Source organism: Pararobbsia alpina (assembly GCF_902859895.1).
GTDB classification, from domain to species: domain Bacteria; phylum Pseudomonadota; class Gammaproteobacteria; order Burkholderiales; family Burkholderiaceae; genus Pararobbsia; species Pararobbsia alpina.
In genome coordinates, this window is sequence record NZ_CADIKM010000003.1 from 47,099 (window position 1) to 66,415 (window position 19,317).

Sequence of the window (19,317 nt, forward strand, 5' to 3'; positions counted from 1 at the left end):
GGAGCACGACATGAGCAAACATTTACAGGATGCCTATATCGTCGCGGCGAGCCGCACGCCGATCGGCAAGGCGCCGCGCGGCGCGTTGCGCAACACACGTCCCGACGAACTGCTGGTGCACGCGATCCGTTCGGCGCTCGCGCAGGTGCCGGGGCTCGATACCAGCCTGATCGAAGATGCGATCATCGGCTGCGCGATTCCCGAAGGCGAGCAGGGCCTGAACATCGCGCGCCTCGGTGCGTTGCTGTCGGGTCTGCCGAACACGGTCGGCGGCGTCACGGTGAACCGCTTCTGCGCTTCCGGGGTGACCGCGCTTGCGATGGCGGCCGACCGTATCCGCGTCGGCGAGTCGGACGTGATGATCGCCGGCGGGGTCGAGTCGATGAGCATGGTGCCGATGATGGGCAACAAGCCGTCGATGTCGCCGCATATCTTCGAGCGCGACGAGAATATCGGGATCGCCTACGGCATGGGTCTCACCGCCGAACGCGTGGCCGAGCAATGGAAGATCAGCCGCGATGCACAGGACCAGTTCTCACTCGAGTCGCACCAGAAGGCACTGAAAGCGCAGCAGGCCGGTGAATTCGATGCCGAGATCGCGCCGTTCACGGTGCTCGAGCGTACGCCCGACCTGTCGAGCGGAGAGGTCAGGATCCGCGAGCGCGAGATCCGGCTCGACGAAGGTCCGCGTGCCGATACGTCGATCGAGGGACTCGCGAAACTGCGTACCGTCTTCGCGAACAAGGGTTCGGTCACTGCGGGCAACAGCTCGCAGACCTCGGACGGTTCGGGCGCGCTGATCGTCGTGTCGGAGAAGATCCTCAAGCAGTTCAACCTGACACCGCTCGCGCGCTTTGTGAGCTTCGCCGTACGCGGTGTGCCGCCTGAGATCATGGGGATCGGGCCGAAGGAAGCGATTCCCGCGGCGCTCAAGGCGGCCGGTCTCAAGCAGGACGACATCGACTGGCTCGAACTCAACGAAGCGTTCGCCGCGCAGTCGCTCGCGGTGATCCAGGACCTGGGTCTCGACCGCTCGAAGGTCAACCCGATGGGCGGTGCGATTGCGCTCGGCCATCCGCTCGGCGCGACCGGCGCGATCCGCGCGGCAACCGTCGTGCATGCGCTGCGCCGGCATAACCTGAAGTACGGCATGGTGACGATGTGTGTTGGGACGGGCATGGGCGCGGCGGGTATTCTCGAGCGCGTTTGACGGGCTGATGGGCGGGCCGTGCGCCTCGAACGGCCTGCCGGTGTGCAGGCCGTTTGTCTATATGGGCCGGGCCTGAAGCGCCTTCGTCCGCACTTCCATGCAGGTGACACGCGCTTCGAGCAGTGAATCGCAGTCAAGGAGACGGACATGGAGACAAAAGTGGAAACAGGCACCGATATCATCGTGAGCCGGGACGAAGGCGTCCTGACGATCGCGTTCAATCGCGTGGCGAAGAAGAACGCGATCACGGTCGCGATGTATCGGGCGATGGCCGATGGGCTTGCCGAGGCGGCTGCGGATCCGGCCGTGCGCGCGATCCTGCTGCGTGGCGACGAGACCGTGTTCTGCGCGGGCAATGACCTGGCTGATTTCATGAAGAACCCGCCGAGCGGGCAGGATGCGCCGGTGTTCCAGTTCCTGCAGGGTATCGCGAGCACGCGCAAGCCGGTCGTCGCGGCGGTCGCGGGTGCGGCCATCGGCATCGGCACGACGATGCTGCTCCATTGCGACCTCGTCTATGCGGCCGAGAATGCACGCTTCTCGCTGCCCTTCGCGCAGTTGGGCCTGTGTCCCGAAGCGGCCTCGAGCATCTTGCTGCCGCAATTGGCCGGCTATCACCGCGCGGCCGAGAAGCTATTGCTTGGCGAGGCGTTCGATGCGAGCGAGGCCCTGGACATGGGGCTCGTGAACCGCGTGTTGCCGGTCGAGAGGCTCAATGCGTTTGCGCTCGGGCAGGCGAAGAAGCTCGCCGCGCTGCCGCCGTCGTCGTTGCGTGCGACAAAGAGTCTGATGAAGGATGCAAACCGCGAGGCAATCCTTGCGCGGATCGTCGAGGAGGGCGTGCAGTTCAGCAAGATGTTGTTGGCACCGGAAGCGCGCGAGGCGCTGACGGCATTCGCCGAGAAGCGGCGGGCGGACTTTTCGAAGTTCGATTGAACGGTTGATCCGGACGCTGCGATCGTTGCATGGGCTGGCGAGGCGCAGATGCGGGGGAGACTTGCGCTGCAGCGAGGGCCGCGCGCATTCGTCTCGAAAACAACGCTCGAAAGTAGTCTTCAACGAGGTCTTGGGCGAGTTTTCGGTCAACGCGCGGCTCGCCGTTCTCTTGCAGCTGTTGGAATCCCGCACGTTACCATCCAGGGGCTGCGCCGTTCGTTCGGAACGCTCTCGGAGTGGGCTGAGTGTCCTTTTGGTGTGGTCGCACAATCCAGGGGCATAGGCCGACAGCATTTGCCGAGAAGCATTATCGGCGCCGACCGCTCGACCTCCTCCGCATGTGGCACGATAAGATCGAATCCTGGATGCTGGAGCAGGCCGGCATCCCATCTATGGCGTCGTCGCACACGACGGCATCCGCTCTATCCAAGTTGAACGACAAGGTAGCTTGATGGCTGGCGAATTGATTCTTTACACGACTGATGATGGCACCGCCAGTATCCGCCTTCGAGCCGAGGGTGGGACCGTCTGGCTTAGCCAACTGGAGATGGCGGACTTGTTCCAGACCTCCAAGCAAAATATCAGTTTGCATATCAAGAACGTACTTGCGGAGGGAGAGCTGGTCGAAACAGCAGTGGTCAAGGAATACTTGACAACTGCCTCTGATGGCAAAAATTACAAGATCAAGGCGTACAACCTCGACATGACCTTGGCCGTAGGCTATCGAGTGCGATCGTTGCGCGGCACACAGTTTCGCCAATGGGCGACCACTCATCTTCGGGAGTATTTGATCAAGGGCTTCGTCATGGACGACGAACGCCTCAAAGAGCCGGGTGGCTGGGACTACTTCGACGAGTTGCTCGAACGCATCCGGGACATTCGTGCGTCCGAGAAGCGCTTCTATCAAAAGGTTCGAGACATCTACGTCACTGCGGTCGACTACGACGGCAAATCCGCCGCAGCGCAATTGTTCTTTCAAAAGGTCCAGAACAAGATGCTGTGGGCCATTACAGGGCATACGGCGGCTGAGCTGATCTCCGGCCGCGCCGACGCCGCGCAGCCGAACATGGGACTTAGCACGTTCAAGGGCAGTCGGGTGCGCCAAGGGGATGTCACGGTCGCCAAGAATTACCTTCAGCAGCCGGAAATGCGGAAGACATGGCACGCCGACGCAAGCCATGACAATGAACGAGTGGGAAAGCAGGCTCGATGCCTTTCTTCAGTTCAATGAGCGCGAGATTCTGACCCATGCAGGAAAGGTCAGCGCGCAGGTTGCTGAGCGATTGGCACTCGAACGCTATGCTGAATTCGACTATCGGCGTCGCACAGCCGAGCGCTTGGCGGCAGATGCGGAGGATGTTGATGCTCTGGAGCAAATCGAGCGACAGCTCGAAAAGAAATCTGAGGAACGCAAAAAGTAATGTGATGGCGTGTCTTTGACGGCCGTGCTGTCTCGCTGCAAGCGTTCCATTTCGACCGCCGTCCGCGAAATATCCTCCTGTCGGCACTGCTGGTCGCAGTCTTTGCTGGGGGCATGCTCTATCAGGGGCGGAGTTGCCTGCGCTATGTGTTGGTTTCGGGGAGTAGCTTCACCTCATCGTTGCCTGCAAGCGCCAGGGTATGCCTCATAGGGGCACGGCGACAGCTGTCCGCAGGTAGACGCGTTCCTGCGCCAAGCAGCGCGCTCATTTCGTTTGCCGGCAACGGGCGGCTGAAGTAATAGCCTTGCATCGTGTCGCATCGATTGGTGTTCAGGAAATTCAACTGACCTTCCGTTTCCACGCCCTCGGCAACGGTCGTCATGTGGAGAGACTCAGCCATTGCGATGATCGACCTGGCAAGCGATGCCCCGTCATCGGTGGTGACGTCGCAGATGAACGATCTATCGATCTTGACGACGTCGAACGAAAATTCCTTTAGATACGAGAGACTCGAGTATCCGGTGCCGAAGTCGTCCAGCGCCAGCACGACTCCGATTTCCTTGAGTTGTCGCAACGCTTTCACGGCTGTTTCCCTGTCTCGCATGAGCACGCTTTCGGTCAACTCCAGTTCCAGATATCTGGCCGCGAGTCCGCTTTCAGCAAGGGCACTCAGAACGAGTTGCGGCACGTTTTGCTGCCGAAACTGCCGTGCGGACACGTTAACCGCCATGATCAAATCAGGATGTCCGGCGTCGTGCCACGCCTTCGCCTGGGCGCAGGCAGTCCTCAGTACCCATTCGCCAATCGGTATGATCAATCCTGTCTCTTCCGCGAGAGGAATGAAACTATCTGGCGGGATCAACCCGATTCCCGGACGACGCCAGCGTAGCAGCGCTTCAAGACCGCTGACCCGCCCACTTCCAAGATCCACCTTGGGTTGATAGTAGAGTTCCAGTTCGTGCTGCACGATAGCCTGGTGTAGCGCATTGATGAGTTCCGCCTGTTCCTCCACCTGAACACCCATTGCGCATGTATAGATCTGATAGCAGTTTCTGCCGCTGTCTTTTGCGCTGTACAGCGCGGCATCGGCAGTCTTGAGCAGCATCTCGCTGCGGGTGCCTCCTTCCGGGTAGACGCTCACCCCTATACTCGTCGTCACATGCAACTCGTGGCCTTCCACGACGAATGGCAGAGAAAACACATCCAGCACTTTCCTGGCGGCGAGCTCTACGTTCTCAGTCGACGTGAGCGCCGGCATCACGATGACAAACTCATCTCCTCCCAGCCTTGCCAGGGTATCGCCTTCGCGCACCGCGCCCTTTAGTCTGGCCGCGACTGCCTGCAGCAGGCCATCTCCCACAGGGTGGCCAAAATTGTCGTTGATGAACTTGAATCGATCCAGATCGAGCAGCATCACAACCAGGCGCTGCACGGCGCGATGCGCCTGAGCGATTGATTGTGCAATGCGGTCGCTCAGCAGATTGCGGTTCGGCAGATCGGTCAGCGCGTCATGGTTGGCCAGATATTCGATCTGGGCTTCGTGCATCTTGCGTTCCGTAATGTCCTGCAAGGTGCCGCGCAGCACTACAGTGCGATCTTGCTCGCAGAATGCTTCGGCCCGCTGCAGGACAAATCGTTCGCTGCCGTCCGGACGAAAAATGCGATGTTCCAGTCCGAATTTGAGGCCCGCGGCATGCAGATTCATGAATGCGTGATTCAACTGGGGACGTTCCTCTTCGGGTACGCGTTGTATCAGGCAATTGAAGTTCGAAGGATCGGTTTCCGGATCAAGCCCTAGTATGCGGAACAGCTCCGGTGACCAGGAGCCCTCGGTGCTTCCTACGCGATATTCCCAGCTGCCGACGTGCGCCAACTCCTGGGCAAATGCGAGGCTTGCCTTGCTGCGCGCCAGATCTTCAAGCACGGTGCTCGCGCGTAACAGGTAACGCATGCGATAGCCGAGCAATTTCCAGCGCATTGGCTTGGAGACGAAGTCGGTTGCGCCTGCTTCAAAGGCACAGGTAATGGACTCATCGTCGTCGTTGCCGGTGAGAACGACAATCGGAATGCGCTCGCCGTCGGGTAATCCACGGATACGCCTGCAACATTCGAATCCGTCCATTCCGGGCATGCTGACGTCCAGCAGTATCGCGTCGGGACGACGACGCTGGAATGCCGCAATGCCTTCAATGCCGCTTGCAGCTTCTTCCACACGAAAACCTTCGGGCTCGAGCGCCTCCACAACAAGCATGCGGGTCATCGCGTCGTCATCGACAATGAGGACCAACGGCAGGTCTTTGGTTTCTTCGTTCATGCCGCCACCTTTTCCAATGCTAGCGCCGCGAGGACGCGTTCGAGCTCCGCCGGCACACTGCCTAGCGGTGTACTCGCTGCGGCGACCCCGGAAGTGCGCGCGAGTTGCTCGATTTCACGACATTTCGCCTGAAGTACAACGGCGCCGACGTTCGCGCTGGTCGATTTCAGTGTGTGCGCGGCGTACCGCAAAGCTTCAGCGTCGCCCGCCACGAAGGCGTCGTGCATCGCGGCGAGCAGGCGGGGTGCGTCGAGCACAAACAGGTCGATAACCCGGGTGAGCACGTCGGGTCGGCCGGGTTTTTGCAGGTCGCGCAACGCTTGCAGTGCTTTAGGATCGATTGTGACCGGGTCACTCTCGTGGGAGGCTGCCGCGTCAGGGGCGTTGATCCCAAAACCGTCTCGCGCGATTTCCGTGGGCTTGATCCAGTGCACAAGAGTCGCCAGCAAGACATCACGGCGCACGGGTTTGGAAACGTAATCGTCCATGCCTGCTTCAAGGCAGCGTTCCTTGTCGCCGCTAACGACGTTTGCGGTCATCGCAATGATGGGAATGCGTCGGCGACCCGTTTCGAGTTCTTGCCGGCGTAGCGTGCGAGTTGCCACAAAGCCGTCCATTTCGGGCATTTGACAATCCATCAATACGATATCGAATTCGTTGTTCGCGAGTGTCGACAGCACCTCAAGACCGTTCCCGGCGACGGTGACGCTGTACCCCGCGCCCTCGAGCATCGCCACCGCGATTTCCTGATTGACTGCGTTGTCCTCCGCCAATAGCACCCGGGTCGTTGCCTTGGCGCAGCAAGGCGCAGTGGACGCGGGTGCCGGAATCGATGTCGGAGTGACGCCCGTGCCTGCGTACGGCGCGGTATCTGGCGTGGCAAAACCGATTGCCGCTGCGATGCTGGCATAGAGATCGGATCCACGTACCGGTCGGCTAAGACAGTGGCTAACGCCCAGCTGGCGCGCAAGGCCGAAATTGTCCGAAGCGTCGAATGAGGTGAGCAGGACGATGCTCAGTGGCGCGAGCGCAGCGTCGGCTCTAATCGCCCGGACCAGTTCGATGCCATCCATCACTGGCATTCGCACGTCGATGATCGCCACGTCGAAGAGCCTGCCGTTGGCCGTCGCGTCTCGCAGATGATTCAATGCTTCGACGCCGTTCGAGGCGCTCGTCGCATTCATGCTCCATTCGCGTGCGTGTTCCAGCAAAATGCTGCGGTCGGTCGCGCCGTCGTCGACAATCAATACGCTCCTGCCGGCGAGGGAGCCTCGTACGGCGGGGGCCACGAACGAGCCCTTGCCGGTGAGCCGCTCGAGGCGCAGCGCAACCGAGAACGTCGAACCTTTACCGGGTGTCGTCTCCAACGCTATCGTCCCGCCCATCAATTCGGCAAGCTGTCTGGAGATAGAGAGCCCGAGGCCGGTCCCGCCGTACTTGCGCGAAGTCGAACTGTCCGCCTGCCGGAAAGGTTGAAACAGGTTCGCGGCGATCTCCGGCGCGATCCCTATACCGGTGTCGGAGACCGACAAACAGATTCGATCCTGCTCGTCGCAGTACGCATCGACGACAATTCCCCCACGTTCGGTGAACTTGATCGCATTGTTGATCAGATTCGTGAGGATCTGCCGCAACCGAACCGGGTCGCCGCGAACCCGTTCCGGAAGATCGTCGCTCCCGCGGCCAACGAGACTCAGGCCCTTGCGTTGGGCGCTATGAGAGAACAGTGCGATCACGTCGTCGATCGACTGTCGCAGATTGAATTCGACATGTTCCAGTGTCAGCTTGCCTGCTTCGATCTTCGAAAAATCCAGAATGTCGTCGATGATGGTGAGCAGCGTCTCGCCCGAACGGTATACCGTATCGAGGAAACGCCGTTGCTTCGGGGTTAGCTCCGTAAGCAGCAATAACTCGGTCATCCCCAGTACGCCGTTCATGGGCGTGCGGATTTCGTGGCTCATCTTGGCCAGAAACTCGGACTTCGCCCGGTTGCCGGCCTGAGCCTGCTCGCTCACCAGCTTGAGCTGGGCATCGCGTTGCTCGATATTCTCGAGCATGCCGTTAAAGCCGTTGATCAATACGCCGATCTCGTCCGTGCTGTGTTCCAGCACGCGCAACGAGAGATCGCTATCGCCTCGTATCCGTTCGATAGTGTCGGTCAGCTTCGAAAGGGGGCGGGAAATCGTCGTTCCAATTTTGGTGTTGGCAAAGATTCCAGCAAGAGACAACAGCGCCGACGCCATCAAAATAGCCACGAAGGAACGGTTTTCCGACTCCTGTACCTTCGCAATCATGTCCTGTTGCTGGCTGCTGATTCTTTCCACTTGCAGGTCGCCGTACTCCACCTGTCTTTTCGAGATGGTATTGATCTGGTCAACGATCCTGAGGAGCGCACTATCGCTCGCCAGCACACGAGCCTTCGCGGTAATGATGCTTTCCGTCGCCTCATCGACTATGTCGATAAGCTGGCCGATGGAATTTGCGTCGGCGATCGACGCGCTCTGCGCTATTTTTGATAGCTCGGTCGACAATAAAATTGCGCCCTTTCTCAGCTCGGCGTTGTCGGCCCGTGCACCGGCCGCCTTCATGCGGAATTCCGCGGCGGATGCGCTCGAGATAACTCTTCCAACTTCACCGTTCGACTCGCGAAGATCGATGTGGATCCTGCTTGCCGTATCTTTCACGCGCCTGGCGTTCTGGAAGAAATGATTGGCCGCCGCAAGCTTCTGGCGTTCGTCCACCAGCTGCATCTCGATCGGGTCAATCGCATCTGAAATCTGCAGATTGACGGACTCGAGACCGTCCAGAATATTGGCCTTGAGTGCCTGGTATCCGGCTTCCGATTTTGCGTCTGCAAATACCCTCGTGCGCAATGCGATCAATCCGTTGTCGTCATCCAGCACGCGTCCGGCCAATGCGGAAATGGTCTGGCGTACCGCGCTGGATTCCGTTCGTTCTCCCTGTGTTTCAGCAAGATTGTCGATTCCTTCGGCCACAGCCTTCATACGTTCCTTCAAGGGCGTGAGTTTGTAGCGGTTCTTTACTGCTTCAATCTCCCCGATGATGATGATCATGTCCTTCACGTGCGACCGGATATCGGTCAGTCTTTTTATCCCCTCATATGACGTAAGGCTAGCTCGCTGGGCTTCGGTGGCGACCGTCTCTGCCTGAGTATTCAAGGTTTCGATCTTCGTTTCGATGGTGCGGATCGATCGTTCGAGACTGTCAAGCGTGTTCTGAACGTTGGTAGCCTCGGATCTGAATATCTTCGTATCGTTCAAACGCTCACTGACCGCGTTATTCATCAAGCCTTGCATGTCCTTTAACGTGGCCGGCCTGATCTCAATGGAGTGCTTGTCCAGTTGCTGGATTTCAATCGTGATGGCTTCGATAGACTTGATATTGGCATCGAGTTCAGCGGAAAACTGTTCCTGTTGCGCGCCATCCGTCGACATGCCGAGTCTGAGAAAATTGCTTGAAACTATCTCGGTCGTGCGCAGCAGTTCGCCCATCTTCAATTGCTGTGGCACAGACTCGGTAGTCAGTCTATGCACGCTTGAAGCCACGCTTTTCAGCGCGAACAGGCTGGCCACCGCTATCGCCGCCATCCCCAGCAGAAGTAGCCAGGTGCTGGCGAGCAGTTTTGTCTTGATTCGCACGAAAGCCTCACTTGGGTATCACGCAGCGCGCTTCGACAGGTGGAGAGACGTTTCCTTCCCCTATCGGGGAATCGTTTTAATCGATGCGATCTTGCCTTGCGATATCTGGGTCAAAAAGACTGCATCGGAACCCTGATGATCTTCCTGGGAGAAGTCAATTTGCATGCCGCCGATATCCAGCGCCCTGATCGATTCGAAAGCCGTGATCAAACCGGCGCGCGTCAACGCAGGCCCGGCTTTTTCGAGCGCGATCACCATCATCTTGGCGGTAATGCAGCCTTCGAAATTGACGAATCCGAGTTTTTCGCCTGGGACATGCTTCGCAAGCAGCGCTGCGCATTCTCTGGCGAGCGGCAGGCTGCGATCGCCTGGAAGAGGGACGACTTGCGATATTACGACTCCATCGCCGTTTGCTCCGACCAGTTGCACCAGGTTGTCGGTTCCGGCAAAGGACACCGTCGCCAAACTGGCCTTAAGCCCTTCAGCCTTGGCACTCTTGATGAAAACCGAGAGCGATGCATACGTGCCGACCATGATCACCACATCCGGGTTGCTTTCGATCAAGGCACCCAGTCCCGCCTTGACAGCAGTCGTGCCGCGTTGGAAAGCGGCTTTTGCTATGACATCCATACCGCGACGTTTCAAAGCCCTTTCCGTTCCCGCTAGCACAGCCAAACCAAAACTGTCGTCTTGGTAAAAGACTGTGAAACGCTTGGCACCTTTGTCCTTGATGAAGTGGTCGACCAGTACTTCGAGTTCGTCATCGTAGCTCGCCCGGATATTGACAACCTCCGGAATGACCGGCTTGCGCAAGGTCATTGCTCCGGTGAACGGGCCTATGAGCGGCGTCCCGGTTTCTTTGACGATAGGGAGGACAGCATTCGCGGTTGGCGTGCCGGTATATCCGAATAATGCGAAAACGTTTTGTTCCGCAATCATTTTTAGCGTCGCGTCGATTGCCTTGTTTGGGTCATACGCATCGTCGTCCACCAGCAAATTGATCTGTCGTCCGTAAATTCCACCATTTGCATTGGCTTCCCTGAACACTGCCAGTGCACCCGCGCGTATGCCTTGACCCAATGCCGATGCCTCACCGGATTGGGCGTTGACCATCCCCAGGCGAACCTCGGTGTCGGTAACGCCCGGCTCGGCAGCATAAAGCCGACCGACGGACATTAAGCCAGTCACAAAGAAAATGAGGAATTGCCTGATCATGAATTGCCCCTTTTACTCTCCGGTTCGTCGGTCGACAAAGCCTGCCAGACATCGATCGCAACACGCACGGTCAGCCGACATTTGCCCGTATCCATTGGCAAGGGCAGAAGCCTCATTTAGATCGGATTGTCACGGTGCTGCGAAATCTGTTAATCCAGCCACTGACCCGCTCATCTGGTCGGGGAAATTCGGCGCCGTCGAGGAAATTTATTCACCGAGAATGCGCAGTCTTTACTATCTGCTACCGGAGACGGTGATTCATGGCGCCTGCAATCGCATGAATTGCCGCACACTATTTAGATGCGACCCGGCCACTTAGGGGTCTCTTTCAATATCGGCGGAATGTGCCGGATATTCATAGGGAGAAACGTTACTTGACAAGCTTGCGAAATATTGGAATTTCGACAGCGTCAACTGGAAACGACAAATGGCACAGGAGGACGTATTCTGGCGCAGAGACAATACCTGCTCCCGTTGAACACAAGTACGCCACCTTGCGCTATAACGCCGGCAACATGTATGGGGTAATCGCGGTTTTCCGAGATATTTCGGAGAGAAAGAGATCTGAGCAGCACATCATCTATCTCGCCCAGCAGAAAAAAATCCCAGTCGCGACGACTAAACTAAGTGCCTTAATTCTTTGGTAGGCAGGGCGGGACTCGAATCCGGGGCCAACGGATTAAAAGTCCGTAAAAGTTGCGCGACCTTTAGCCCGACGTGTACTCGACAAAGCCGTCGCCGCGGCAGAATGCGACGAGGCGAATACCGGCCTGCTTCGCGATATTGATCGCGAGCGAGGTCGGCGCGGAAATCGTCGCGATCATCGGCACGTCGACGCGCGCCGCCTTGCGGATGAGTTCGTAGCTTGCACGACTCGACAGGAACACAAAGCCGTCCTGGCTCGATTCGCGTGCGAACGCGATCTTGCCGATCAGTTTGTCGAGCGCATTGTGGCGCCCGACATCCTCGCAGACATGCACGATGTCGCCGGCCGCATTGCACCATGCGGCGGCGTGAACACCACCGGTCTGTTTCTGGAGTACCTGCCGCTCGGGCAAGGCCGCGGCCGCTCGTGCAACGGCCTCGGGATCGAGGCTCGCCAGGAAATGGCCCGGCTCGATCGGCTCGGCTTCGAGGTCGAGCAGTTCGATGCTTTCGATGCCGCATACGCCGCAACCCGAACGTCCGGCCAGGCTGCGCCGCTTGACCTTGAGTTCGGTAAACGCGTGCTGGACCAGTGTCATCTGGACCTCGGCGCTCTGTTCATGCCATTCGATTTCGAGTTCCACCACGTCGCTGCGCCGCGCGACCAGGCCTTCGGTCAGCGCGAAGCCGAGCGCGAAGGCTTCGAGATCGGCGGGCGTACACATCATGACGGCATGGGATATGCCGTTGCAGACGATCGCTACCGGCCATTCCTGCGCGACCTGGTCGGTCGTCGCGGCGGCTTGCCGGCCCCGGTGCCGGACGACCGGCACGATGGTGGTGGTGTGGGATTCGAAGGTAATGAGATCGCTCATGCTTCACGTCCTGTTTCGGGTCACAATGCGCTCGTGCGAGCTGTATGCATCCTCCGCGGCCTTTCATGGCTGCGACGGCCGAGATGATCGAGACTGCGGTGGCGAGCGCGATTTGCGCGATTAGCACGATAGTCCAGCCGTATGAATGCCCTACATTTTAGACGCCGATCATGACTTTTGCTTCCCAGCCTTATCTGTTCTCTTTCGAAACAGCGCATGCCGAACCCCTGGCGTTCATCCCGCTAGGCGTACGCTTCTATCTCGACCGCTGCGGCATGCGCCTGACACTCGCTCAATGGCAGGCGCTGCCGGAGCCTGCCCGGGCGGCGCTCGCAAGTCCCGAACCGTCGCTCGACGACGGCGCCGCGCGAGCCTTCGAGGATCTGCTCGAGGTCCATGTGCGCGCTCATGCGCTCGGCGTCGTCGAACGTCAGCCACCCGCCGCCCTCGATGAACTCTCGCCGCGCGCGGTGCCTGAGTCCGTCGTGAGCCAGGCCGCCCAGCACGGGCAAGAACGGCCGTCCCAGGCCGCCTGGGACGGCCTGTCCGTTGCGCAGCGCTATGCCTTGACCAAGCTGGCCCGCAAGGCACGCCGCAGCGACGATTTCGCCGCGGCCGCACATGAATTCGGCATGAGCTGATTCACAAGGCCAAGGCCAAGGCCAAGGCCAAGGCCAAGCCCAAGCCCAAGCCCAAGCCCAAGCCCTGGCCCCGGGCTTAGGCGAGCGGCGGAAGTTCTCGCGGGCGGCGGTTCTCACCGGTCGCGACATAGGTCAGCGTTGCTTCGGTGACCTTCACGACGTCGTTGGCAAGACGCATGCGCTGCGCGAATACCTCGACCTCGACCGTGATCGACGTGCGTCCCGTTTTCAGAATCGTTGCGTAAAAGCTCAGCAGATCGCCGACGAACACCGGCTCGCGAAACACGAAGGAATTCACCGCGACGGTCGCGACACGCCCGTTCGCGCGCCGGCTCGCCGGAATCGAGCCGGCGATGTCGACCTGCGACATGATCCAGCCTCCAAAGACATCGCCATGGACGTTCGAGTCGTGCGGCTGCGGCATGACGCGCAACGCGGGTTCCTGATGTGTGGGGAGCTGAGTCGGAAGCGTGTCCATCGATACCTTCTTCAATAAAATGCGTTCGCGGTGCTGCCTGTCGCGTCAACGCGCAGGCGAACCCCGCGGGGAGGATTGTCGAAACGGAACCGCGAAGCGGCGATCCCGCGCGACCCGACGCCGCTTCTGCGACAATGTCGGTGCCTCGCGATTGTAAGGGAAGCTGGTATTTGCTGCGCTGCACGATCAGGACCGGGTTCCGATTGCAGCGTTGACCGGAGGGCTTAGAGCCGATCTCCGGACAGGTTGTCCAGCAGACTGTCTGAAAATCCGGGCGGCCGGCTCCGGTCAGAAAGGCGGCTTTGCAAAGTGGCTTCAAAGGCGGCTTCAAAGAGGCCACTCATCCAAGCCCCTGCGACCCGCCATCCGACAGCCCATGCACCCATCCTTCGCCTGTCGTCCGATTCTTCGGCCCCTGTCTCGTGTTTTCTTTTCCTGGCTTCTCATGCGTCGTGTTTCCGCACCTCCCGAGCCTGGCATCCCGGCTACCCCCGGCGCCCCGCGCAATGACTGGCAGACCATCCGCGCGCTGCTGCCCTATCTCGCCGACTATCGCGGCCGGGTCGCGCTCGCGCTCACTTGCCTGATCGGGGCGAAGCTCACGAACCTCGGCGTGCCGATCGTCATGAAGGCGATCATCGACCATCTGTCGGCCGCGCGGCACCTGACCGATCTCGCCCGCACCCAGCACCAGTCCAGCCTGAGCGTCCTCGGCGGCCTCGGCGCGCTCGTCATCTCCTATGCGGCTGTGCGCCTGTCGACCTCGCTGCTGACCGAACTGCGCGAAATCCTGTTCGCGAAAGTCACGCAGAGTGCCGCACGCAAGATCGCGCTCCAGGTGTTCGAACACCTGCATGCGCTCTCGCTGCGCTTTCATCTCGATCGGCAGACGGGCGGCATGTCGCGCGATATCGAGCGCGGCACACGCGGGGTGCAATCGCTGATCTCGTATTCGCTCTACAACATCCTGCCGACGATCGTCGAAGTCACGCTGGTGCTCGGCTTCTTCATTTTCAAATACGAGCCGTACTACGCGATCGTCACGTTGATCGCGCTTGCCGCGTATATCTTCTTCACGATCCGCGTGACGGAATGGCGCACGCATTTCCGCCGCACCATGAACGAGCTCGATTCGAAAGCCAACGCACGTGCGATCGATTCGCTGCTGAACTACGAGACGGTCAAGTACTTCGGCAACGAGCGTTACGAGGCAGAACGCTATGACGTGAACCTGCAGCACTATCGCCGCGCGGCTGTCCAGTCGCAGCAGTCGCTGTCGATGCTGAACCTCGGGCAGCAGGCAATCATCGCGCTGTGCATGGTGCTGATCCTCTGGCGCGCGGTGAACGGTGTGATGGCCGGTCATCTGACGCTCGGCGATCTCGTGCTGATCAATACCTTCATGTTGCAGTTGTATATTCCGCTCAATTTCCTTGGTGCCGTCTATCGCGACCTCAAGCAGAGCCTGACCGATATGGACCGGATGTTCGGTCTGATCAACGTCGCGCGAGAAGTGGCCGACAAACCCGATGCGCCGGCGCTCGCCCTCGCGGGCGGGACGGTGCGTTTCGATCGTGTGAATTTCTCGTACGAACCGGCGCGCAGGATTCTCAAGGACGTCGACTTCACGATCGCCGCGGGAACGACGACCGCGGTCGTCGGTCACAGCGGCTCGGGTAAGTCGACGCTCTCGCGGCTGCTGTTTCGCTTCTACGATCTCGATCTCGATCGCGCAAGCGGCGGCGGCATTATGATCGACGGCCAGGACATCCGCGACGTCACGCAGGATTCGCTGCGCGCGGCGATCGGCATCGTGCCGCAGGACACGGTGCTGTTCAACGATACGATCTACTACAACATCGCCTACGGACGCCCGTCGGCGACCCGGGACGAAGTGATCGCGGCCGCGCGTGCCGCGCATATCCACGATTTCATCGAGGGCCTGCCGGCCGGCTACGAGACGACCGTCGGCGAACGCGGCCTCAAGCTGTCCGGGGGCGAAAAGCAGCGCGTCGCGATCGCGCGCACGGTGCTCAAGAACCCGTGCATTTTGATCTTCGACGAAGCGACTTCGGCGCTCGATTCAAAGTCGGAACGGGCGATTCAGCATGAACTCGGCCACATCGCGCAGAATCGCACGACACTGATGATCGCGCACCGGCTGTCGACGATCGTCCACGCCGAACAGATTCTCGTGATGGATCACGGCCGCATCGTCGAGCGCGGCACGCATGACACGCTGCTCGCGATGGGCGGACTCTACGCGCAGATGTGGTCGCTCCAGCAGCGCGCGCAGGCGGCGACGGAGCAGGCCGTGGAAGCGCTCGAAGCGGCGGGGGAAACGTTGGGTGGTGAGTCGGCGGCCAAGGAAGGGGATGCCGGCGCAAAGGTTGCCAGCAAGAAGGCTGCGGACCAGGCCGCGGATGCACGGACCAGCCCAGTGATCGAAGCCGGCGTCGGGCGATGAGGGTGCGATGGAACTGAAATGGCTCGAGGACTTCGTCTCGCTTGCCGAGACACGCAGTTTCAGCCGCTCCGCGGCGCTGCGCCATGTGACACAGCCTGCCTTCTCGCGCCGGATCCAGGCGCTCGAGGCATGGGTCGGCACCGAGCTGATCGACCGCTCGACCTTTCCGACTCGGCTCACGCAAAGTGGTGAGGTCTTCCACGCGCAGGCACTGAGCATCCTCTCGCAGGCTCACGAGGCGCGTGCGCTGTTGCGCAGCCAGGAGGGCACGCCCGCGGCGACGATCGAGTTCGCCGTGCCGCATACGCTCGCGCTCACGTTCTTCCCGCAATGGCTCTTGGGAATCGAAGCTGAGTTGGGCCGCCTGCATACGCGGCTGCGCGCGCTCAATGTGCACGATGCCGTGTTGATGCTGGTCGAGGGTGGCGTCGATCTCGTAATGGGCTATCACCATCCGGGCCAGCCGAGGCCACTCGATCCGGCGCGCTATGAGTCGGTCGTGATCGGCATGGAGCACGTCGCGCCGTTCAGTGCGCTCGATGCCTCGGGCAAGCCGCGCTTTACCTTGCCGGGGACGCCGCAGGCGCCGACGCCATACCTGTCGTACACACCGAACGCCTATCTCGGCCGGATGACACAACTGCTGCTCAGTAAGGCCCCCGAGCCGATCTATCTCGACAAGGTCTACGAGACCGATATGGCCGAAGGTCTCAAGGCGATGGCGCTCGCGGGGCACGGCGTCGCGTTTCTGCCGCATAGCGCCGCAGCTGATGCGGTCGCGAGTGGCCGGCTCGCGTCGCTCGACTACACGGATTCGGGCACGGCGGCCCCGAAGCCGGTCGGCGGTTTGTCGTTGACGATGGAGATCCGCCTGTATCGCGACAAGCTCGCGGTGCCGTCCGACGAGAGTCGACGCACGCTGGTGGACAAGCTCTGGCGGCAGGTGGCCGCGGCGCATGGCGAACGCTATGCAGAACTGACATAGCGATATGTAGAAACAGCATTGGCTTTGCACGACCTGGGTTCTCACAATGCGTTGAGCCGTCGGATTCGTTCGACTGAAAAGCGCGGGCGCGCCGTGTCGTCACCTATCGAGACGATGCGGGGTCGGCCCGAGACACCCGGAGAAGCGAATGTCCATCGAACAACAACATGCACTGCCGTCCTATCTCAGGCCCGACCATCTCGGGCCATGGGGCATCTACCTTCAGCAGGTCGATCGTGTCGCCCCGTATCTCGCACCGCGTCTGCAGCGCTGGATCGAGACGCTCAAGCGTCCCAAGCGCGCGCTGATCGTCGATGTGCCGATCCATCTCGATAACGGCACGGTCAAGCATTTCGAGGGATATCGCGTCCAGCACAATACGTCGCGCGGTCCCGGCAAGGGCGGTCTTCGTTTTCACCAGGACGTGACCTTGTCCGAAGTGATGGCGCTTGCCGCATGGATGTCGATCAAGAACGCCGCGGTCAATGTGCCTTACGGCGGTGCGAAGGGCGGCGTGCGTGTCGATCCGCGCCAGCTTTCACTGAGTGAGCTCGAGCGGATGACGCGCCGCTACACGAGCGAGATCAATGTGATCATCGGGCCGAACAGCGATATCCCCGCTCCCGACGTCAACACCAATGAACAGGTGATGGCATGGATGATGGATACCTACTCGATGAACCTCGGCCATTCGTCGACCGGCGTCGTGACCGGCAAGCCGGTCTCGCTCGGCGGCAGCCTCGGGCGGCGCGAGGCGACCGGGCGCGGCGTGTACGTGATCGCCTGTGAGGCGGCGCGCCAGATCAATGTCGAGGTCGAAGGCGCGCGCATCGCGGTGCAAGGTTTCGGGAACGTCGGCAGCACGGCCGCACGGCTGTTCGTCGAGGGTGGCGCGAAGCTCGTCACGGTCCAGGATCATACGGGCACGGTGATGAACCTCGGCGGGCTCGACGTCACGGCGCTGAGCAAGCATGTCCTCGACACCGGCGGCGTCAGCGGCTTTGCCGGCGGCGAGAAGATTCCCGACGCGGACTTCTGGTCGATCGAGACTGAGTTCCTGATCCCGGCCGCGCTCGAGGGGCAGCTCACCGAACTCAATGCGCCGAAGATCCGTACGCAGATCGTCGTCGAAGGCGCAAACGGACCGACCACCCCCGAGGCCGATGACATCCTGCGCGAGAACGGCATCCTCGTGATTCCGGACGTGGTTGCGAACGCGGGTGGCGTGACCGTCTCGTATTTCGAGTGGGTGCAGGATTTCTCGAGCTTCTTCTGGAGCGAAGACGAGATCAATCTGCGTCTCGACCGGGTGATGCGTGAAGCCTTCGCAGGTGTCTGGCAGGTCTCGCAGGAGAAGAGGGTATCGGTGCGGACCGCGGCGTTCATCGTCGCGTGTACGCGGATCCTGACCGCGCGGGATATGCGCGGGCTCTATCCTTGAACGGTGATCGTGCCGGCCGCGCAGAGATCTTGCGCGGCCTTGGCACGCACGGCGGCCGGCACGGGCAGATTGACCTTGCCGGCGGCTTCGCCGTCCTGGAACATCACGAGGTCGCCGGGTTCGAGACGCGTCCAGACTTCATTGTCCGTCAGCGGCTGGGTGGCGATGACGGCGACCCGGTCTTCGGGTGTCGTGTAGTTCGCGAAGTCGACCGTCATGTCTTCATCGATCAGATGCGCGGTCGAGAACGGCCATTGCCGCACGAGGTAGTACAGGTGCGTCGAGCAATGGGCGAACAGCGCCTGGCCATTCGAGAGCAGGAAGTTGAACACGCCGTGGCGCGACACTTCGCGCGTGAGTTCTTCGATCGCCTTGAACAGCACGGGCAGCGCCGGCTGCGCATCGGGAAACCGCTCGCGCAGGCCCTGCAGGATCGCGCAGAACGCATACTCGCTGTCGGTGTTGCCCACGGGCTGGAAGACACCGGAGAGGGCCGGCTTGAATTGAGTCGGCTGAACGGTGACGACGGGGGGCGAAGCCGAGGTCGATGGTGCTGACGTCGAGGCCGTATTCGACATCGGGTTACGCTCCGCGCTGTCTTCCACCCTCCCGCCTTCGGGGAGATCCGCGAGTGGTTCGCGTTGCAGGTCGCCGTTATGCGCGAAGATCCAGTGCCGTCCCCACAGCTCACGCTGGAAGGGGTGGCAGTTCTCGAGCAGGATGCGCCCCTGCGTCGCCTTGCGGATATGCGCGATGGTGTTTTTGGACTTGATCGGGTAGCGCTTGACCAGTTCCGCGATCGGCGAGGTCGCCGACGACTCGTGGTCGATGAAGAGGCGGCACGCCTTGTCTTCAAAAAACGCGATGCCCCAGCCGTCCGCATGATGGTCGGTGACGCCGCCGCGCTTGGCAAAGCCGGTGAACGAAAACGTTACGTCGGTTGGTGTCGCGCAATTCATTCCTAACAGTTGGCACATGATGCAGGCGGGCGAGTCGCAAACGGTAAAGAGGCGATTGCGAGCAAATCGAA

At 60.5% G+C, this 19,317-nt stretch carries 13 protein-coding genes and 2 pseudogenes; 9 read left to right on the forward strand and 6 right to left on the reverse strand.

Annotation, left to right across the window (positions count from 1 at the left end; genetic code table 11):
* Positions 1 to 10: 10 nt before the first annotated feature.
* The 5 genes and pseudogenes from HV670_RS04280 (at position 11) to rhuM (HV670_RS31820) (ending at position 3,567) form a co-directional block, all read left to right on the forward strand.
* Positions 11 to 1,210: an acetyl-CoA C-acyltransferase gene (locus tag HV670_RS04280; protein WP_175103414.1), complete on the forward strand. Its 1,200-nt coding sequence runs from the start codon at positions 11 to 13 to the stop codon at positions 1,208 to 1,210.
* Between the two features lie 147 nt (positions 1,211 to 1,357).
* Positions 1,358 to 2,146, forward strand: a complete 789-nt coding sequence (locus HV670_RS04285; RefSeq protein ID WP_175103415.1) for an enoyl-CoA hydratase — start codon at positions 1,358 to 1,360, stop codon at positions 2,144 to 2,146.
* A 168-nt stretch (positions 2,147 to 2,314) separates the two neighbouring features.
* Positions 2,315 to 2,598: pseudogene (locus HV670_RS30845) on the forward strand (hypothetical protein); the annotation flags it as partial.
* The gene (gene rhuM / locus HV670_RS04290; protein ID WP_281362357.1) at positions 2,598 to 3,377 is read left to right on the forward strand and encodes a RhuM family protein; all 780 of its coding nucleotides are present in this window, start codon (positions 2,598 to 2,600) and stop codon (positions 3,375 to 3,377) included. The pseudogene HV670_RS30845 and the gene rhuM (HV670_RS04290), both read left to right, overlap by 1 nt.
* Positions 3,331 to 3,567 (forward strand): RhuM family protein, encoded by a 237-nt coding sequence (rhuM, locus tag HV670_RS31820; protein WP_281362358.1) that lies wholly within the window; start codon positions 3,331 to 3,333, stop codon positions 3,565 to 3,567. Before rhuM (HV670_RS04290) ends, rhuM (HV670_RS31820) begins: the two co-directional genes overlap by 47 nt.
* 142 nt (positions 3,568 to 3,709) lie before the next feature.
* On the opposite strand, the gene HV670_RS04295 is transcribed toward rhuM (HV670_RS31820), so the two are convergent.
* From HV670_RS04295 to fdhD, 4 genes are all read right to left on the reverse strand, one after another.
* On the reverse strand, positions 3,710 to 5,881 hold the full coding sequence (locus tag HV670_RS04295) for a putative bifunctional diguanylate cyclase/phosphodiesterase (protein WP_175103416.1): 2,172 nt from the start codon (positions 5,879 to 5,881) through the stop codon (positions 3,710 to 3,712).
* Positions 5,878 to 9,540, reverse strand: coding sequence for a response regulator (locus tag HV670_RS04300; RefSeq protein WP_175103417.1), 3,663 nt, complete (start codon positions 9,538 to 9,540; stop codon positions 5,878 to 5,880). Before HV670_RS04300 ends, HV670_RS04295 begins: the two co-directional genes overlap by 4 nt.
* 60 nt (positions 9,541 to 9,600) lie before the next feature.
* The gene (locus HV670_RS04305; protein ID WP_246256982.1) at positions 9,601 to 10,755 is read right to left on the reverse strand and encodes an ABC transporter substrate-binding protein; all 1,155 of its coding nucleotides are present in this window, start codon (positions 10,753 to 10,755) and stop codon (positions 9,601 to 9,603) included.
* Positions 10,756 to 11,462: 707 nt separating this feature from the next.
* A complete protein-coding gene (gene fdhD / locus HV670_RS04310; protein ID WP_175103418.1) occupies positions 11,463 to 12,275 on the reverse strand; it encodes a formate dehydrogenase accessory sulfurtransferase FdhD in 813 nt (270 codons plus the stop codon).
* A gap of 170 nt (positions 12,276 to 12,445) precedes the next feature.
* Here fdhD and HV670_RS04315 point away from each other — a divergent pair, with 170 nt between their 5' ends.
* On the forward strand, positions 12,446 to 12,916 hold the full coding sequence (locus HV670_RS04315; protein ID WP_175103419.1) for a nitrate reductase associated protein: 471 nt from the start codon (positions 12,446 to 12,448) through the stop codon (positions 12,914 to 12,916).
* A gap of 76 nt (positions 12,917 to 12,992) precedes the next feature.
* Here HV670_RS04315 and HV670_RS04320 read toward each other — a convergent pair whose 3' ends face one another.
* The gene (locus HV670_RS04320; protein WP_175103420.1) at positions 12,993 to 13,394 is read right to left on the reverse strand and encodes an acyl-CoA thioesterase; all 402 of its coding nucleotides are present in this window, start codon (positions 13,392 to 13,394) and stop codon (positions 12,993 to 12,995) included.
* A gap of 445 nt (positions 13,395 to 13,839) precedes the next feature.
* On the opposite strand from HV670_RS04320, the pseudogene HV670_RS04325 reads away from it, so the two are divergent.
* The 3 genes and pseudogenes from HV670_RS04325 to HV670_RS04335 form a co-directional block, all read left to right on the forward strand.
* Positions 13,840 to 15,717, forward strand: a pseudogene (locus tag HV670_RS04325) (ABCB family ABC transporter ATP-binding protein/permease); the annotation flags it as partial.
* A gap of 151 nt (positions 15,718 to 15,868) precedes the next feature.
* On the forward strand, positions 15,869 to 16,846 hold the full coding sequence (locus HV670_RS04330) for a LysR family transcriptional regulator (RefSeq protein ID WP_175103422.1): 978 nt from the start codon (positions 15,869 to 15,871) through the stop codon (positions 16,844 to 16,846).
* Between the two features lie 148 nt (positions 16,847 to 16,994).
* Positions 16,995 to 18,287 (forward strand): Glu/Leu/Phe/Val family dehydrogenase, encoded by a 1,293-nt coding sequence (locus HV670_RS04335; protein ID WP_175103423.1) that lies wholly within the window; start codon positions 16,995 to 16,997, stop codon positions 18,285 to 18,287.
* Here HV670_RS04335 and HV670_RS30850 read toward each other — a convergent pair.
* On the reverse strand, positions 18,278 to 19,264 hold the full coding sequence (locus tag HV670_RS30850; RefSeq protein WP_246256983.1) for a class II glutamine amidotransferase: 987 nt from the start codon (positions 19,262 to 19,264) through the stop codon (positions 18,278 to 18,280). The genes HV670_RS04335 and HV670_RS30850 overlap by 10 nt on opposite strands.
* Positions 19,265 to 19,317: the final 53 nt, after the last annotated feature.

What these genes read in the sequence shown, in the direction of transcription:
- HV670_RS04280 (WP_175103414.1), top strand. Translation starts at nt 11, where the DNA reads ATGAGCAAACATTTACAGGATGCCTATATCGTCGCGGCGAGCCGCACG.
- HV670_RS04285 (WP_175103415.1), top strand. Translation starts at nt 1,358, where the DNA reads ATGGAGACAAAAGTGGAAACAGGCACCGATATCATCGTGAGCCGGGAC.
- rhuM (WP_281362357.1), top strand. Translation starts at nt 2,598, where the DNA reads ATGGCTGGCGAATTGATTCTTTACACGACTGATGATGGCACCGCCAGT.
- rhuM (WP_281362358.1), top strand. Translation starts at nt 3,331, where the DNA reads ATGAACGAGTGGGAAAGCAGGCTCGATGCCTTTCTTCAGTTCAATGAG.
- HV670_RS04295 (WP_175103416.1), bottom strand. Translation starts at nt 5,881, where the DNA reads ATGAACGAAGAAACCAAAGACCTGCCGTTGGTCCTCATTGTCGATGAC.
- HV670_RS04305 (WP_246256982.1), bottom strand. Translation starts at nt 10,755, where the DNA reads ATGATCAGGCAATTCCTCATTTTCTTTGTGACTGGCTTAATGTCCGTC.
- fdhD (WP_175103418.1), bottom strand. Translation starts at nt 12,275, where the DNA reads ATGAGCGATCTCATTACCTTCGAATCCCACACCACCACCATCGTGCCG.
- HV670_RS04315 (WP_175103419.1), top strand. Translation starts at nt 12,446, where the DNA reads ATGACTTTTGCTTCCCAGCCTTATCTGTTCTCTTTCGAAACAGCGCAT.
- HV670_RS04320 (WP_175103420.1), bottom strand. Translation starts at nt 13,394, where the DNA reads ATGGACACGCTTCCGACTCAGCTCCCCACACATCAGGAACCCGCGTTG.
- HV670_RS04330 (WP_175103422.1), top strand. Translation starts at nt 15,869, where the DNA reads ATGGAACTGAAATGGCTCGAGGACTTCGTCTCGCTTGCCGAGACACGC.
- HV670_RS04335 (WP_175103423.1), top strand. Translation starts at nt 16,995, where the DNA reads ATGTCCATCGAACAACAACATGCACTGCCGTCCTATCTCAGGCCCGAC.
- HV670_RS30850 (WP_246256983.1), bottom strand. Translation starts at nt 19,264, where the DNA reads ATGTGCCAACTGTTAGGAATGAATTGCGCGACACCAACCGACGTAACG.